Below are 16,340 nucleotides of genomic sequence, written 5' to 3'. Positions count from 1 at the left end.
GGTGCAGGTCGCGGTCGAGGGTTTCAAGGTGATCGGCGTCGTTTTGCGTGTCGCTCACGTTTTGTCTCCCCCAGCAACGGTTCTGGCAGTGGGGTAGACAAGGGGATGTGCGGGATCAACCGATTCTGTCACCAATTCGTTACAAAACTGTTACATATCGCGCAGAATCTGCTGTAATTCCGGTTCTCGCACCATGTTTGCGGCACGTGCGGGGCTGACCCATTTTCGGCGGCGTTCATGTGCCTCGGGATAATCGCCTTCGAGCTTGCGCACCTCGACCGGAAAGACGAGGGTCTCGACCGGGACGGGCAAGCCGCTGGACAGTTCCTTTTCATAGCAATAGGTGCCGATGGCCTTGCCGGTGACCTGCCCGGTTCGCACGCCCGCCTCTTCCCAGGCTTCCTGAAGCGCGGCACCCGGCGCGTCCTTGCCGTTGATCGGCCAACCCTTGGGGATGATCCAGCGACCGGTGTCGCGCGAGGTGACGAGCAGCACCTCTTTGCCATCGTCGCCCTGACGATAGCACAGCGCGGCCACCTGGAGCCGGTTGGGTCGTTTGAATAGGGGCCTGACCATCTCGGTCCAGGCCCTGCGCAATCCTGCGGTCATGTGAAATCTCTGCCCCTGCTCGGGTTTTCCTGTTTCTTTCAATGAATATAGTGCGTTTCCGGGAAATTGCAAAAGAGCGGCCTGCGAAGGGTCAGCGCGGTTTGGTGCGCAAGGTGGGATCGGCGCGGGTCGGGTCTTCGGGCCAGGGATGCCTGGGATAGCGTCCGCGCATGTCCTTGCGCACATCGGCATAGGACGTGGCCCAGAAACCGGGAATGTCGAGCGTGGTCTGCACCGGGCGACCGGCGGGCGAAAGCAGCGTCACGCGCAGCGGTTGGCCTGCGACAGAGGGGTGCGTCGTCTGGCCAAACAGTTCCTGCAAGCGAAGACGGATTTCGGGATACTCGCCGGAATAGTCGATCGGGATGCGGCGTCCGAGTGGCGTGGTGAAGGCGGGCGGGGTGATCTGGTCCAGCCGCTGCATCTGCTCCCAGCTGAGCATCGCGCGCAGCGCGTCGAGCATGTCGAAGGATTTCCAGTCCTGTGCTGTCTTGATCCCGGTGAGATATGGCAGGAGCCAGTCTTCGAGCATGGCCAGAAGCGCGGCGTCATCCATTGCGGGCAGGTCTTCGCCCGCCGCGCGGGCAAGGGCCACGCGGGCGCGGAACCGTTGGGTGGCGTCTGAGGGGAACAGGCCCAGGTGGCGAATGCCGTCGCACATGGCGCGGGCGACGGCGTCTTCGGGCGCGTCTTTCCAGATCCGGTCGTCAAGGACCAAGGCGCCAAAGCGTTCCTGCCGCCGGGCGGTGACGCGGCGGTCGCGTTTCGACCAGACGCAGATGTCGTGCCACGCGATTTGATCCGGGAAAAGCGCGCGTATCTCGGCCTGGGTGATGGGCAGGGCCTGACGGATGCGCGCTTCGCGCGGGTTCCCGTCAGTGTCGGTGACAACGAGGAAGGGGCTCTGGCCGAGCGGGTCGTCATCGGGCAGAATCGCGCCCTTGCCACCCGACAGCACATAGCGCGGCTGATCGCCCTTGCGGCGCTGACCGATGCGATCGGGATAGGCAAGGGCAGCCATTTCAGCCGGAGTGAACGTGATTTTCGAGTCCGTTGCCTGGCGGGCGAGTCGTCGGGCCTCGGCGCGAATTCGATCAAGGGTTGCGCGACGGGCCTGCCAGGGGCGCGTCTGGCTGAACCGTCTGAAATCATTGAGAGCTTCGAGCCGCAGGGCGAGATCAACTGGTGCGCTGTGCGCGAGCGGGTCGCGGTCGGCAAGGAGCGCGGCAAGCGGCGCCCCGCCGGGGCCGGACAGCGCAAGCATATGCGCCAGCCTCGGGTGCAACGGAAGCGCGGCCAGCGCGCGGCCGTGATCGGTGAGCCGGTCGTCACGGTCGAGCGCGTCCAGCATCCGCAAGAGTGCCTGCGCCTCGGCATAGGCCTCCGGATTGGGCTGTGTGAGGAAGGGCAGATCGGTGGGCTTGGCCCCCCAGAGCGCCAGTTCGAGCGCGAGGCCGGCAAGGTCGGCGGCCGCGATTTCGGGCGGTGGGAAGAGGGCGAGCGCGCCCTCTTCACCACGGGTCCAGAGTCGATAAGCTACGCCCGGCGCGACCCGGCCCGCGCGACCCGCGCGCTGTTCTGCCTCGGCCTTCGTGACCCGTTCGGTCACGAGCCGCGACATGCCCGAGGCCGGATCGAAGCGGGCACGGCGGGCGCGGCCCGCGTCGATCACCGCGCGGATGTCCTCGATCGTGAGAGAGGTTTCGGCAATCGCGGTGGCGAGGACGATTTTCCGCGCGCTTTCAATCGGTTCGATGGCGGCGCGCTGGTCCTTGAAAGGCATGGCGCCGAACAGCGGCCTGAGGGTGCAACCGGGGGGCAGGTTTGGCCGCAACAGCGCCTCGGTGCGGCGGATTTCGCCTTCGCCGGGGAGGAAGACGAGGATGCCGCCTTCGGTTTCGCGCAAGGCCTTGTGAGTGAGCTCGGCGGTGGCTTCTTCAAGCCGTTTGCCCTTGGGCAGGGGGGCGTCGAGCCAGCGGGTTTCGACCGGGAAGATGCGCCCTTCAGAGGTGACGAGCGGAGCCTGCATGAGATCTGCCACCGGACCCGCGTCGAGCGTGGCCGACATGGCAATGAGCATCAGGTCATCGCGCAGGGCCTCGGCGATTTCGAGACAAAGCGCGAGACCGAGATCGGCATTGAGGGAACGCTCGTGAAACTCGTCGAAGATCACCGTGCCGACGCCCGAAAGCTCGGGGCCGGACTGGATCATGCGGGTCAGGATGCCCTCGGTCACCACCTCGATTTGCGTTTGTTTTCCGACCTTTGCCTCGCCCCTGATACGGTATCCCACGGTTTCGCCCGGAGTCTCACCCAGCGTTTCGGCCATCCGTTCGGCGGCGGTGCGGGCGGCGAGGCGGCGGGGTTCGAGCATGAGGATGCGACCACGGGCCAGCCCCGATTCGCGTAGGGCAAGCGGCACGCGGGTCGTCTTGCCTGCGCCGGGCGGGGCCTGGAGAACGGCGCGGCCATGGTCGCGCAGGGCAGTGAGGAACGCGGGCAGGGTGTCGTCGATGGGCAGGGCGGATCGCATAGGGGCTTTATGCGGCAGCGTCCGGGCGGCGTCCATGGGGCTCTGGACTTGGGCGGGCGCTTTGGGCATCAAGGCGGGCGACACTCCAAGAGGCGGGCCAATGGATACCGAGGCAACAGCAGCGCGAATCGCAGACGGAGACCGACGGGCGCTGGCCCGGGCGATCACGTTGGTCGAGAGCGGGCGCGAGGATCACCGGGCGCAGGCGATCGAGCTTCTAGAGGCGCTCAAGAGATTGAAAAGACAGGCGATTCGCATCGGGCTTTCGGGGACGCCGGGGGTCGGGAAATCGACCTTCATCGAGGCGTTTGGCTGTTCGCTGACCGGGCGGGGCCTCAAGGTTGCGGTGTTGGCGGTCGATCCTTCGTCGGCGCGCTCGGGGGGGTCGATCCTGGGCGACAAGACGCGGATGGAGCGGCTGTCGCGCGAACCCGGTGCCTTTATCCGCCCCTCGCCCGCGCAAAGCCAGTTGGGCGGCGTCGCGCGACGCTCGCGCGAGGCGATCGCGCTGTGCGAGGCGGCGGGGTTCGACGTGGTGTTGATCGAGACGGTAGGGGTCGGTCAGTCCGAGACGGTTGTCGCGGAAATGTCTGATTTGTTTGTACTTTTGCTGGCTCCGGCGGGTGGGGACGAGTTGCAGGGCGTGAAGCGCGGGATCATGGAGATGGCCGATCTCATCCTTGTCAACAAGGCCGATGGCGATCTCAAGCCCGCCGCCACGCGCACCTGTGCGGACTATTCCGGCGCGCTGAAACTGTTGCGCAAACGGCCGCAGGACCCGGAGGGATTCCCCAAGGCGATGCTGGTGTCGGCGCTTGAGGAGGAGGGGCTCGAAAAAGCCTGGGACGAGATGCAATTTCTTATCAAGTGGCGGAAAGAAAACGGTTTTCTGGATACCATCCGCGCCGAGCAGGCGCGCTACTGGTTCCGTGAAGAGGTTCGGCAGGGGCTGTTGCGCCAGCTTGAGACCGGAGCGGCGAAAGCGGTGATGGAGCGCCTCGGCACCGAGGTGGCACGGGGCGAGATCACCGCGTCGCAGGCGGCCCGCACGGCGCTGGCCCGTATCGCCGACAGGTGAAAGAAACCTGAACCCGTCGTCCCGCGTGGTTAACGCCCTGTCGGGGCCGAAAAACCGGGGGGTGACATCCGGCTGCGCTCCGGCTGCTATCCGTACACCGCCGAAATTCAGCGAAAGTGTTGCGCCCGGCGGTTAACGGGGCGTGCGCGGCCTTGGTCTCTTTCTTGGCAAAAATACTCAAATTCCGACGGTGCGCCCGGCACCTCCGCCGGACCTTGTGCGCACCCCCTCGGGTCAGTCACAGAGACCGGCACGTTGCAGAACGAGCCACGCAAGTGCCAGATCGCTGGCGGCATGGCCGCGAAACACGAGGCCCGAGGCGTGGCCTGCCGGTCGCGGTGAGATCCGGCCCAGCACCAGATCGGCGAGATCGCCGGTCGGCCCCGGATCGGGGACGAGGCGGGAGGCTACGGGGAGGGCCTGTTCCTGCGCTATGTCATCGACGAGCAGCGGCGCGAGCGCTTTGAGATGCGCGCGCATCCAGTGATGCCCGAGATCCGGCAGGGCGGCAAAGCTTTCCGGGGCGAGCCAGCGCGGGTCGATCTGTGCGCCTGGTGCGGTGTCGCGCGACATGGCGCTGACCACGATGTCGGCGTCCGTGATGGCGGCCTGTGCGTCGGGCAAGACTCTGGCCGAAAGCCCGCGCGCGCGGGCCGTTGCGGCGAGGCGTTCGGCGTTTTCGGGGCTGCGCCCGACAATGCGGAGCTCTTCGAGCGGGAAGAGCTCCGCCATGGCGGCGAGATGGCTGGCGGCCTGCACCCCGGCCCCGAGGATCGCGAGGCTGCGCGCGTCGGGCGGGGCCAGTCGCCGGGCCGCCACGCCCGAGAGCGCGGCGGTGCGATGCGCCGTGAGCCATGGTCCGTCGATCAGGGCCAGAGGCTGGCCGCTGGCGGCGTCGAGCACGGTCACGATCCCGTCGATATAGCGATGCCCGGCGGCGGGGCCGCCTGGGTTTTGCAGCATGGTCTTGACCACCAGAAGCGGCGGCGCATCGAGCGCGGCCATGGTGCTCATCATGTAGCGCCCGTCAGGGCGGGTGAGCATCGCCTTGGGCGCAGCGGTCGCGCGCCCTGCGTCGATTGCACGGATCACCGTTTCAATGGCGTCGCAGGCCGCGTCGGGCGTGATGTCGAGCGCATCGAGTTCGACAGGGGCGAGATGGGGCAGGGTCATGGGCCGAGCCTAGCCCGTGTCGTGTTTGATTGGAAACACCCGCCCCGGCCCTGAGCCGGGGCGGGTCGGCTTGAATCCGTTCCGGAGCGGCATGCGATCGCCGTCGGTCACAGATCGCGCATCCAGAATTGCAGGTCGTGGTCGGTCTCGTCGGGCTGGTCGATATCCTTCCAGCGGAAACGCGCGATCACGCCGGGCAGCGGGGCATAGCCGCGCTTGCGCCAGAACGGGTCGAGCGGGGCGTAATCGGATGGTTTCAGTGGATGATCCGCCGGGCGCAGGACGCCGCAGAAGGCCGATTTCGTGAACCCGAGGCTGCGGGCGTGATCTTCGCGCGCATCGAAAAAGGCATGGCCGAGGCCGCGCCCGCGATAGTCGGGCAGGAGCACGGATTCGGCGCAGTAGAAGACTGGTGCGAGGTCGATGCCGGTGCCGTTGAAGGCGGCGGCGAAATCATCGGCGTGGTCGGCCATCGGCGTGCCGGTCGCGGCCCCGACGAGCCGGTCACCGTCGAACGCGCCGACCACCACCGCGCCGGGGCTGTCGCGATAGGCGGCGAGATAGGCGCGTTCATACTCCGCATCGCCGTCATAGAGATAGGGCCAGTTGCGAAACACCGTGATCCGCAGGCGGGCCACGTCACCCAGCGCCGCGTCGAGCGCCGCGCCGGTCAGGGCGCGTGTTTCGATCATGCCGAGACCTGTGCCATCCAGTCGGCGAGGTTGTAATAGGTCGTGACGCGGGTGATTTTCCCGTTTTCCACGTCGAAGAACGACCCGGCGGGGAGGCGGTAGGTCTGGCCGCGCGCCTCGGGCAGCCCGTCATCGGTGGAAAGATAGGTGCCATTGACCACGTATTCCGCCGCCGCGCGAGTGCCGCTTTCGGCCTCGAACACGACCATGTCGGTCAGTTCCTCGCGATAGCAGTGGCTCATATGGGCGCAGAAATCGGCGAATTTCGCCTTGCCGGTGCGAATTTTGCCCTCGTTGACGTGATGTGCCACGTCATCGGAAAGGCAGGCCAGCATGGCATTGGTATCGCCCGCGTTGAAGGCGGTGAAATAGCGGTGGATGAGGTCGGTTGTGCTCATGTTTCCTCCAATGTGCCGCCCCAGCGGTCGGCGAGGCGCGCGATGATTTCATCGCGGGTGTTGCGATAGGCGTCGAGCCGGGTTTCGCGCGCGCCGTCAATGCCCGTCGGATCGGTGATCGGCCAGAATTCGACGTCGATATGGTAAAAGCGCGTGAGGTCGAGCGCGCGGTCGCGGCTGGTCGGGGAAAGCGCGACGATCAGGTCGAAGCTCGACAGGTCGTCGCCGAAGCGGTCCATCTCGTCGAAGCTGCGGGCGCGGTGGCGCGCAAGTTCGACGCCGATCTCGGCGCAGACGGCGATGGCGAAGCCGTCGATCTCGAGATCGCTGGTGACGCCCGCCGATTGCACATAGGTGCCCTGGCCATACATCCGTTTCATGATGCCCTCGGCCATGGGCGAGCGCACGGAGTTATGATCGCAGCAGAAGAGCACCGACTGGGGCAGGGATACGCTCACCTGTTCAGCCCCCGAAATGCAGCACGCAAACGAGGGTGAAGAGGCGGCGTGCGGTGTCGGCGTCGATCTCGGCCTTGCCTTCGAGGCGTTCCTGAAGGATGCGCGCGCCTTCGTTGTGGATGCCGCGCCGTGCCATGTCGATGGTCTCGATCTGGCTGGGCGGCATGTTCTTGACCGCGTTGTAATAGCTTTCGCAGATCGCCCAGTAATCCTTGACCACCTGCCGGAAGGGCGACAGCGAGAGGTGGAACTCGGCCGCCTTTTCGCCGCCTTCGGTGGCGATGTCGAAGACCAGACGCTTGTCACGGATCGAGAGATCGACGTGATAGGGGCCGTCGGGCGCCATGCGGTCGTCGCGGGCGGGGAGGGAAAAGCTGTTTTCTTCCAGCAGGTCGAACATCGCCACCTTCCGCTCCTGCTCGATCTCGGGCGTGGGCGGGGGAAGGTTGGAATCGTTGAGCGCGATATGGGTGATGTGGGACATGGGCGGCACTTTCAGGGCGGTTTCAGCGGGTCCTCCACGCGCTCATTACCGTGACTGCCGCGCCGTGCCAATGGTTTGTGCAATCATGGGCGGTCACAGCGCATTGAGGTGGTTGAGCCGGGCGCGCACCGAAAGCCCGTGCGCTTCGAGGCTTTCCGAGATGGCCAGCGTTTCCGCCGCCGGGCCGATGGCACGCAGGGACTCGGGCGTCATCTGGGCCAGCGTGGTGCGCTTGAGGAAGTCCATCACGTTCAGGCCGGACGAAAACCGCGCCGAGCGCGCGGTGGGCAGCACGTGGTTGGGGCCGCCCACGTAATCGCCGATCGCCTCGGGCGTCCAGGCGCCGAGGAAGATCGCCCCGGCATGGATGGTCTGTTCCGCGAGCGCCGTCGGGTCGGTGACGCAAAGCTCCAGATGCTCGGGCGCGATGCGGTTCGAAAGCTGTGCGGCGGTGGCGAGGTCCGGCACGGTGATCACCGCGCCATAGTCGCGCCAGCTTGCCCCGGCGATGTCGCGCCGTTCCAGCGTGGCGAGGTTGCGTTCGATCGCCACCGTCACGGCGCGGGCCATGGCGGGACTGTCGGTGATCAGGATCGACTGGGCGCTTTCATCGTGCTCGGCCTGGCTCAGCATGTCGAGCGCGATCCAGTCGGGATCGTTGTCAGCGTCGGCGATCACGAGAATCTCGGATGGCCCGGCGATCATGTCGATGCCGACGCGCCCGAACACGCGCCGCTTGGCGGCAGCGACGAAGGCGTTGCCCGGGCCGGTGATCTTGTCGACCGCCGGAATCGTCTCGGTGCCATAGGCCAGCGCGGCAATCGCCTGCGCCCCGCCGAGGCGATAGATTTCGTTCACCCCGGCGATCCGCGCGGCGAGGATGACCAGCGGATTGACCGCGCCGTCGGGTGTCGGGCAGGTGATGGCCAACCGCTCGACCCCCGCCACCTTGGCGGGAATGGCGTTCATCAGCACCGAGGAGGGATAGGAGGCCAGCCCCCCCGGCACGTAGAGCCCGGCCGCCGAAACCGGCGAGAAGCGCCAGCCCAGCGTCGCGCCCGTCTCGTCCTGCCAGAGCGCGTCCTGCGGCATCTGCTTCTCGTGATAGGCGCGGATGCGGGCGGCGGCGAGCTCAAGCGCCTCGGCCTCGTGCGCGGGCACGCGGGCGCATTCCGTCTCGATCTCGGCCTCGGAAAAGCGCAGCGTTTCAGGGGTCAGCGCCAGCCGGTCGAATTTCGCGGTCAACTCGATCAGCGCGGCATCGCCGCGCGCGCGCACATCGGCGATGATCCCGGCCACGATCTCGTCGACATCGGCGCTGTCTTCGCGCTTGGCCGATAGCAGCCTGGCGAAACCGGCTTCGAAATCCGGGGCGGTGGCGTCGAGAAAGACGGGCATGGCGAGATCTCCTTGACTGGCGCCCATGTCATAGGCGCCGCCCGGTCAAGGCTCAACCCGCATTCCGGTATGCGGGCCTTGGCGGGTGCAATCCGCATGGGTCTCTTTCTTGGAAAAAATACTCACAGGCGCACCCTCGATGCACGCGCAAGGATGCGACAAGGTGCGGCGGCGCGGATCAGGCGTCGGGATGCTGGGGCGCGCGTTTCGAGGGTGCGCGGTAGGGGCGGGTGACATCGCGCAACCGCGCTTCGAGCGCCTCGCATTCGAGCCGGATCGCGCCGTCGCCCGCAAGCGTGAGGAGCACGGTGCCAGTCACGTCGGCACCCGGTTCCCAATCGACCGAAAGCAGCGAGAGGATGGTGTCGGGGTCGCGCCGGTCCAGCCCTTGACTGGCGACGCGCAACACGTTGTCGAAGGCCAGCACCGATTGCACGCGTTCCGGCGCGTGGCGGTCGCGCCCCGCGTCTTCCCAGCGGAACCGGTTGAGCAGCAGGGCAAAGCGGTGCTGTCGCGCCTGCCAGCGCATTTCGCTGGCCGGGAAGACCGCGTCCTGCGCCAGCGCCGAGATGACCCTGAGATCCTCGGCATCGAGCGCACCGAGATTGAGCGGGGATTCGTGGCCGTCTTCGAAGCGTGCGTCTGTCATTGGCCTTTGATCCTTTCGATCCTGGCGCCCACGCCTTTGAGCTTTCGCACCAGTTGTTCATAGCCGCGATCGAGATGATAGACGCGGCTCAGCACGGTTTCGCCCTCGGCCGCAAGCCCCGCGAGGATGAGCGAGACGCTGGCACGCAGGTCGGTGGCCATGACCGGCGCGCCCTTGAGCCGGTCAACGCCGGTCACGGTGGCGGTGCCGCCATGCACGTCGATCTTCGCACCCATGCGCACCAGTTCGGGGGCGTGCATGAACCGGTTTTCAAAGATCTTTTCCTCGAGCACGCTGGTGCCCTCGGCGGTGCACAGGAGCGCCATCATCTGGGCCTGGAGATCGGTGGGGAAGCCGGGGAAGGGTTCGGTGGTCACATCCACCGCGCGGATGCGGCCATTGCGGCGCGCGACCTTGAGCCCGCGTTCGGTTTCCTCGACGCCAATGCCCGCGGCGTCGAGTTTCTCGACGAAGGCGCCGACAAGGTCGAGCCGCCCGCCGAGGCATTCGACCGTGCCCCCGGCGATGGCCGGAGCGAGCATGTAGGTCCCGAGTTCGATCCGGTCGGCCACGACCGGGTGGGTCGCACCCGAGAGCCGGTCCACCCCTTCGATGGTGATTTCCGAGGTGCCGTCGCCCTCGATCCGTGCGCCCATCTTGCGCAGGCAGGTGGCAAGATCGACGATTTCCGGCTCGCGGGCGGCGTTCTTGAGAACCGTGGTTCCCTTGGCCAGCGTCGCGGCCATGAGCACGTTTTCGGTGGCCCCGACCGAGGCGAAGGAAAATTCCACCGTGGCCCCCTTGAGCCCCTGCGGTGCCTTGGCATGGAGATAGCCGTCGCGCAGTTCGATCTCGGCGCCAAGCGCCTCGAGCCCGTGGATGTGCAGGTCCATCGGCCGCGCGCCGATGGCGCAGCCGCCGGGCAGCGACACGACCGCGTGGCCCAGCCGCGCCAGCATCGGCCCCAGAACGAGGTTCGAGGCACGCATCTTGCGCACGATGTCGTAATCGGCAACGTGGCTGGTCAGATCATGCGAGGACATCGCCAGAACCTGCCCGTCCTGAAGCGAGGTGACTTCGGCGCCGAGGCTTTGCAGAAGCTCGGTCATGGTCTTGATGTCCGAGAGCCGCGGCGCGTTGGTCAGCGTCAGCGGTTCCTCGGACAGAAGCGTTGCGGGCATCAGGGCAAGGCAGGCGTTCTTGGCCCCGGCGATCGGAATCTCGCCGCTGAGTTCGCCGTTGCCGGTTACGATGATCTGGTCCATGGGTCAGTTGCCCTCGCTCTTGTCTGGTGCCTGTGTTTCGCCCGCCGTTTTCCCGTTATCCGTATCGGCCCGCGCCCGGGCCTGGGCCTTGCGCCGGGCCATGTTGGCCTTGAGCGCGACCTTGAGCCGGTCTTTGCGGGTGCCCTGTGCCGGGCCTTTGGGAGGGGTGGTTCTGCCTGTCATGGGAACCTCATAAAGGAGGGGCGAAAAACAGTCCAGAATGGCCTTGCGCGCAGGCGGATTTGCGTTTAACCACCGCCCACGCAAAAGGCGCTGCTGTAGCTCAGTGGTAGAGCACTCCCTTGGTAAGGGAGAGGTCGACAGTTCAATCCTGTCCAGCAGCACCATTTTTTCCCACCCTTTTTCGACGATGTTTTTTCCATCGAGAGCGAACCGGGTCTTTGTGAAACGCGCAGTGAGGGCGGTTCCGCGCGCGGTCATTCAGTCATCGCCGTCGGACAAGCGTTCGGGGACTTCCGGCATCGGGCCGCGTTCAAGATAGGTGCCGAGCGCGACATAGCTCTGGGTTGAACGCACGCCTTTGATCTCCTGAATACGTGAAAGCAGGTTCTCCAGGCTTTCAGGGCCGGAGCTGCGGACCTTGAGGATCAGGCAGGTATCACCGGTGACGGTGTGGATCTCCTCCACATCGGCCAGCGCTTTCAACTCGAGCACGGGTCTCGTCATCCCCCAGCCTTCGGTCGCGACGTGGATGAAGGCGAGAAGCGGACAGCCGATCTTCCTGCCATCGAGCCTGGCGACCGTGCCCTGAATGACGCCGTCGCGGCGCAGGCGCTTGACCCGTTCATGCACGGCCGGAGGCGACAGATGGACCAGTGCCGAAAGCTCGGCATAGGATCTGTCTGCCCGTTCGGCCAGCAGCCTTAACAGGATTCGGTCAGTCCGGTCGAGACCGGAGGGATGCGGGGTGCCTTGCCGAATGGCTTTCGTTTTCATTGCATGGCCTTTGATTTCGGTTGCGTGTTGAGGGCGGCATGCGCCAGATACCCGTATGTCATATCATGAAACAGAACATATGCCGAATCTCAATCGGAACATTCAAACTCTTGCTTTGCTTGCTGCGGTCCTGCTTGTCGGGTCGAATGCCTTTGTCCTCAGCCCGATCCTGTCGGAAGTGGCCGACGGGCTGGCAACAGACCCGTTCCGGATCGCCTGGGCGATCTCGGCGTTCGGGGCGGCGACGATGGTCTCCGCGCTGACGTTTTCCGGACTGATCGACCGGTTGCCCGCCGGGCGCGTGCTGGGGGGTGCCGCGCTGCTGTTGGCGCTGGCGCAGGTGTCGAGCGGGTTGAGCCAGGGCTGGCTCTGGCTCTGCCTGTCGCAGGCGCTTGCGGGGGTGGCGGTCGGCATCCTTCTGCCCGGCACCTACGCAACGGCGGCGTCAACCGCGTCCGAGGGGCGCGAGGCGGCGCGTCTTGGCCTCGTGCTGACGGGCTGGGCCTTGTCCCTTGTGCTGGCCGTGCCGCTGGCGGCGGTCGTGACCGAATGGCTTGGATGGCGCGCGGTATATATGCTGTTGGCCTTGCTGTCGGTGCCGGTCAGTCTTGGGCTCATCCTGGCGCTGCCCGATACGCCGGGCACCACCACGACACGGACTCCGCCATGGCGCGCGGTGCGATTGCCGGGGGTGGCGTTGCTGCTTGTGGTGATGTTTGCCTACATGACGGCGTTCTACGGCAGTTTCGCCTTCTTCGGCGAGGGCATGCGCAATGCCTTCGGTCTTTCGGCGCAGGGCACCGGTCTCTTCGTGCTGGCCTATGGGCTCGGGTTCGGCCTGGCCGGGATCGGGCTTGGGCTTGTCGCGCCGAAGATCACGCGCGGCTATATCCTGCTGGTGCTGTTCGGCATCGCGGGCAGTTATGGCTGCTGGCGCTTTGCCCTGGTTGACCCCCGGGCGGCCTTTGCCGGGGCCGCGATCTGGGGCATTCTCAATCAGCTTGGGCTGAATGCGTTGGTCGTATCGCTGAACCGGCGTGCGGCCGCGGCGCGCGGCGCCGTGATGGGCCTGAACAGTGCCGTGACCTATTCGGCGGTCTTTGCCGGGCCGATCATCATGGGGCCGGTCTATGCGGGGGCGGGTTTTACGGCAGTATCCGGGCTTGCCGCCATGTTCGTTCTCGTCGGTGCGGCGTTCAGCTGGAAGGTTGTTTGAAGCGTGTTGCGGCGAAAACCGCCCGCGGCAAACCGATGCAAGCAGGGTGAGCCGGGGGCGGTGGATGGGCCGGGGTCGCTTACCAGGTGTCGACCCATGGGCGTTTCTTGCCCGTCCGGGGGGCCGGTACGGGGGCGGATTCGAGGGCTGTCAGTATCCAGTCACGGGATTCGGCAGGGTCGATCACGGAATCGATTTCGAACATCGAGGCGGTGTTGATCGCCTTGCCGCGCTCATACATACGCGCAACCATCGTGTCATAGAGTTCCTTGCGCTCGTTGGGGTCTTCGACCGCCTCAAGCTCCTTGCGGTAGCCCAGTTTCACCGCTCCTTCGAGCCCCATGCCGCCAAATTCGCCGGTGGGCCATGAGACCACGAAATTGGGTGCCCGGAATGAACCGCCGGCCATCGCCTGTGCGCCAAGGCCATAGGCCTTGCGCAGGACGAAAGTGAAGGTGGGAACCTCGATATTGGCACCGATCACGAAGAGCCGCGAACAGTGGCGGACCAGCGCGGTTTTCTCGATCTCGGGGCCGACCATCATGCCGGGCGTGTCACAGAGGAACATCACCGGCAGGTCATGGGCATCGCAAAGCTGGAGAAAGCGCGCGGCCTTGTCGGCGCCGGGCGTGTCGATCGCCCCGGCCATGTGGTGCGGGTTGTTGGCAACCACGCCCAGCGGGCGCCCGGCGACGCGGATCAGGGCGGTGACCATGCCGGGGGCGAAATCGGCCCGCAGCTCGAGCACCGAGTCGATATCGGCAATGCCGTCGATGGCGGCATGGACGTCATAGGCCTCCATCCGGTTTTCCGGCACTACATGGCGCAAAAGCCGTGCATCGGGGGCCTGCCAGTCGCGCACCGGACCCTGGAAATAGGAGAGGTATTTGCGCGCCGTGGCGACGGCTTCGGCCTCGTCCTCGACCAGGATGTCGATGACGCCATTGGCGGATTGCACATCGCTGGGGCCGACTTCCTCGGGGCGGTAGGTGCCCAGCCCGCCGCCTTCGATCATGGCGGGGCCGCCCATGCCGATGGTGGCGTCGCGGGTGGCGATCACCACGTCGCAACAGCCCAGCAGCGCGGCATTGCCCGCAAAGCAGCGCCCCGAGCCGATGCCGACCATCGGCACCAGCCCCGAGAGCCGGGCATGCATGTTGAAGGTCAGCACATGCAGCCCCGAGATGGATTGCACATCGACGTCGCCGGGTCGCCCGCCGCCGCCTTCGCAGAAGAACACGAGCGGCGTGCGGTTGCGCTCGATCACGTGCAGCATGCGGTCGGTCTTGTTGTGGTTCATCTTGCCCTGTGTGCCGGCGAGAACCGTGTAGTCGTAATGCAGGATACCGCAACGCGAGCGATCCGCGCCGAAGAGGTCGGCATTGACCTGGCCCATGCCGGTGATCAGCCCGTCGGCGGGGGTGTTGCGGATCAGGTCGTCGAGGCCGCGCCGCGAGCGCTGGGCGGCGATCACCAGATCGCCGTATTCGGCAAAGCTCTCGTCGTCGCAGAGATCGGCGATGTTCTCGCGGGCGCTGCGCTTGCCCTTGGCGTGGCGCTTGGCGATGGCCTCGGGGCGGGCCTCGTCGCGCGTGAGGGCGCGGCGGTCGAGCAGTTCGGCCAGGTCGGGGCGGATATGGTCGGGGTCGATCTGGGTTTCTTCCTGCACCGTGCCTTCGAGATCGGCGTCGTGATCGAGCGCGAAGAGCGCATCGCCGGGAAAGACGGTATCGCCGGGGGACACGAAAACCTCGCGCAGTCGGCCGGCGGTTTCGGTGCGGATGGTGTGCTGCATCTTCATGGCCTCCATCACGATCACCCCGCCGCCGGATGGCACCGGCGCGCCCGGTTCGGACGTGACCGACAGGATGGTCCCTTGCATCGGTGCCGTCACCACCCCGTCGCCGAGGGTTTCGGGGGCCGGTCGCCTGTCGGGTGCCGCGCCGGACTTGCCATAGGCCAGAACCGCCAGCGGGTCGTTCGAGGCGGTGCAGGGCGGGGTTGTCGTGGCCGGGGCGGGCATGGCGGAGGCGGCGTCAAAGAGGGCGGCTGCACGTTCCTCGGTCAGGCGCGTGTGGGCGGTGCCGTGTGCCAGTTCGGGCAGGTCGAGCAGCGCCATGAGATAGGGGATGTTGGTTTCCACCCCTTCGATGCGAAAGCCACCCAGCGCGCGGCGCGCCCGGGCAATGGCATCGTCGAGCGTGCCGGGGCTGTGCACGATCAGCTTGGCCAGCAGGCTGTCGAAGGCGGGTGAGGGGGTAAGCCCGGCATATCCCGCGCCATCGACCCGCACGCCGGGGCCGCCCGGCGCCTCGTAGACGGTGATGCGCCCGCCCATGGGTAGAGCGCCGCCATCGGCGGTCATCCGTTCCATGTTCACGCGCAATTGCACGGCGTGGCCATGCGGGGCGGGCACGCGGTCCTGCGTGAGGCCGAGATCGGCAAGGCTTGCGCCGAGCGCGACGCGGATCTGCGCCACCACCAGATCGGTGCCGGTGATTTCCTCGGTGACGGTATGTTCGACCTGAAGCCTTGGGTTGGCCTCGATGAAGGCCAGCGTGCCGTCGCGGGCGACGAGGTATTCAAAGGTGCCGAGCCCGCGATAGCCCACGGCGCGGGCCATGGCCACGGCGCTGTCGAGCAGGCGTTGGCGCAGGTCAGGATCGAGCGCCGGGGCGGGGGCGATTTCGACGAGTTTCTGATAGCGGCGCTGAAGGGTGCAATCGCGGTCCCAGAGATGCACGGCGTCGGTGCCGTCGCCCAGAACCTGCACTTCGATATGGCGGGCCTCTTCGAGGAAGCGTTCGGCATAGATCGCGGCATTGCCGAAGGCGGCCTCGGCTTCGGTGCTGGCCTCGGTGAAGGCCTGTTCGAGCTGGGTGGCGTCGCGGACGATGCGCATGCCGCGCCCGCCGCCCCCGGCCAGTGCCTTGAGCACGATGGGCGCACCGTCGAGCGTTTCGAGGAAGGCCCGCAGCCCGGAGAGATCGCTGGCGCTGTCGAGGCCGGGATTGACCGGGGCGCCGACGCGCCGGGCGAGGCGCCGGGCGCGGGTCTTGTCGCCCAACTCGTCCAGAGCCTCGGGCGAAGGGCCGATGAAAACGAGGCCAGCCTCGGCCACGGCGCGGGCGAATTCGGCGCTTTCACTGAGGAAACCATAGCCCGGGTGGATGGCGAAGGCCCCGGCCCGGCGGGCGGCGTCGATGATGCCGCCAATGTCGAGATAGGCGCGTGCGCCGTTGCCTTCGAGGGCGATGGAGTCGCCCGCGCGGCGCACATGAAGCGCCTCGGCATCGTCCTGGGAATAGACGGCGACGGCCTCCATTCCCAGTTCCGCGACGGCCCCGGCCAGCCGCAGGGCGATCTCTCCCCGATTCGCGATCAGGATCTTTTTCACTTCATCTGTCATGTCGGTTCCCGCGTATCGGCC

General features: G+C 66.5%; 15 protein-coding genes and 1 tRNA gene. 3 read left to right on the top strand and 13 right to left on the bottom strand.

The features are described from left to right. Nucleotides 1–150 precede the first annotated feature (150 nt). Entirely contained in the window at nt 151–576 is a 426-nt protein-coding gene (locus FLO80_RS09385) for an NUDIX hydrolase (protein ID WP_246156629.1), read from the bottom strand. 124 nt (nt 577–700) lie between these two features. After that, entirely contained in the window at nt 701–3,142 is a 2,442-nt protein-coding gene (gene hrpB / locus FLO80_RS09380; RefSeq protein WP_111366118.1) for an ATP-dependent helicase HrpB, read from the bottom strand. A gap of 100 nt (nt 3,143–3,242) precedes the next feature. Between hrpB and meaB the strand changes: the two genes are divergently transcribed. Further along, nucleotides 3,243–4,220: a methylmalonyl Co-A mutase-associated GTPase MeaB gene (meaB, locus tag FLO80_RS09375; RefSeq protein WP_111366119.1), complete on the top strand. Its 978-nt coding sequence runs from the start codon at nt 3,243–3,245 to the stop codon at nt 4,218–4,220. A 234-nt stretch (nt 4,221–4,454) separates the two neighbouring features. Here the strand turns inward: meaB and FLO80_RS09370 are convergent, their stop codons facing one another. From FLO80_RS09370 to FLO80_RS09330, 9 genes are all read right to left on the bottom strand, one after another. Continuing rightward, entirely contained in the window at nt 4,455–5,393 is a 939-nt protein-coding gene (locus tag FLO80_RS09370) for an ornithine cyclodeaminase family protein (RefSeq protein ID WP_111366120.1), read from the bottom strand. 107 nt (nt 5,394–5,500) lie between these two features. Next, the gene (locus tag FLO80_RS09365; RefSeq protein WP_111366121.1) at nt 5,501–6,085 is read right to left on the bottom strand and encodes a GNAT family N-acetyltransferase; all 585 of its coding nucleotides are present in this window, start codon (nt 6,083–6,085) and stop codon (nt 5,501–5,503) included. Next, a complete protein-coding gene (locus tag FLO80_RS09360; RefSeq protein WP_111366123.1) occupies nt 6,082–6,483 on the bottom strand; it encodes a ketosteroid isomerase-related protein in 402 nt (133 codons plus the stop codon). The genes FLO80_RS09365 and FLO80_RS09360 overlap by 4 nt, the downstream gene beginning before the upstream one ends. Beyond that, the gene (locus FLO80_RS09355; protein WP_111366125.1) at nt 6,480–6,941 is read right to left on the bottom strand and encodes an arsenate-mycothiol transferase ArsC; all 462 of its coding nucleotides are present in this window, start codon (nt 6,939–6,941) and stop codon (nt 6,480–6,482) included. The genes FLO80_RS09360 and FLO80_RS09355 overlap by 4 nt, the downstream gene beginning before the upstream one ends. A 4-nt stretch (nt 6,942–6,945) precedes the next feature. Continuing rightward, nucleotides 6,946–7,425: a UPF0262 family protein gene (locus tag FLO80_RS09350; RefSeq protein WP_111366128.1), complete on the bottom strand. Its 480-nt coding sequence runs from the start codon at nt 7,423–7,425 to the stop codon at nt 6,946–6,948. A gap of 93 nt (nt 7,426–7,518) precedes the next feature. Then, nucleotides 7,519–8,823: a histidinol dehydrogenase gene (hisD, locus tag FLO80_RS09345; protein ID WP_111366131.1), complete on the bottom strand. Its 1,305-nt coding sequence runs from the start codon at nt 8,821–8,823 to the stop codon at nt 7,519–7,521. Between the two features lie 178 nt (nt 8,824–9,001). Continuing rightward, a complete protein-coding gene (locus tag FLO80_RS09340; protein ID WP_111366133.1) occupies nt 9,002–9,472 on the bottom strand; it encodes a DUF2948 family protein in 471 nt (156 codons plus the stop codon). Continuing rightward, a complete protein-coding gene (murA, locus tag FLO80_RS09335; protein ID WP_111366136.1) occupies nt 9,469–10,737 on the bottom strand; it encodes a UDP-N-acetylglucosamine 1-carboxyvinyltransferase in 1,269 nt (422 codons plus the stop codon). Before murA ends, FLO80_RS09340 begins: the two co-directional genes overlap by 4 nt. 3 nt (nt 10,738–10,740) lie before the next feature. Then, complete coding sequence (locus tag FLO80_RS09330) at nt 10,741–10,920, bottom strand: hypothetical protein (RefSeq protein ID WP_111366139.1); 180 nt, start codon at nt 10,918–10,920, stop codon at nt 10,741–10,743. Between the two features lie 89 nt (nt 10,921–11,009). On the opposite strand from FLO80_RS09330, the gene FLO80_RS09325 reads away from it, so the two are divergent. Next, nucleotides 11,010–11,084, top strand: a tRNA-Thr gene (locus FLO80_RS09325). A gap of 94 nt (nt 11,085–11,178) precedes the next feature. On the opposite strand, the gene FLO80_RS09320 is transcribed toward FLO80_RS09325, so the two are convergent. Beyond that, a complete protein-coding gene (locus tag FLO80_RS09320) occupies nt 11,179–11,694 on the bottom strand; it encodes an Lrp/AsnC family transcriptional regulator (RefSeq protein ID WP_111366142.1) in 516 nt (171 codons plus the stop codon). Between the two features lie 115 nt (nt 11,695–11,809). On the opposite strand from FLO80_RS09320, the gene FLO80_RS09315 reads away from it, so the two are divergent. After that, nucleotides 11,810–12,910, top strand: a complete 1,101-nt coding sequence (locus FLO80_RS09315; protein WP_246156628.1) for an MFS transporter — start codon at nt 11,810–11,812, stop codon at nt 12,908–12,910. Between the two features lie 79 nt (nt 12,911–12,989). On the opposite strand, the gene FLO80_RS09310 is transcribed toward FLO80_RS09315, so the two are convergent. Further along, nucleotides 12,990–16,319, bottom strand: a complete 3,330-nt coding sequence (locus FLO80_RS09310) for a carboxyl transferase domain-containing protein (protein ID WP_111366147.1) — start codon at nt 16,317–16,319, stop codon at nt 12,990–12,992. Between the last annotated feature and the right edge of the window lie 21 nt (nt 16,320–16,340).

Origin of the sequence: Aquicoccus porphyridii, assembly GCF_008369105.1 — a bacterium.
Lineage (GTDB): Bacteria > Pseudomonadota > Alphaproteobacteria > Rhodobacterales > Rhodobacteraceae > Aquicoccus > Aquicoccus porphyridii.
This window is presented reverse-complemented; position numbering and strand designations above follow the sequence as displayed.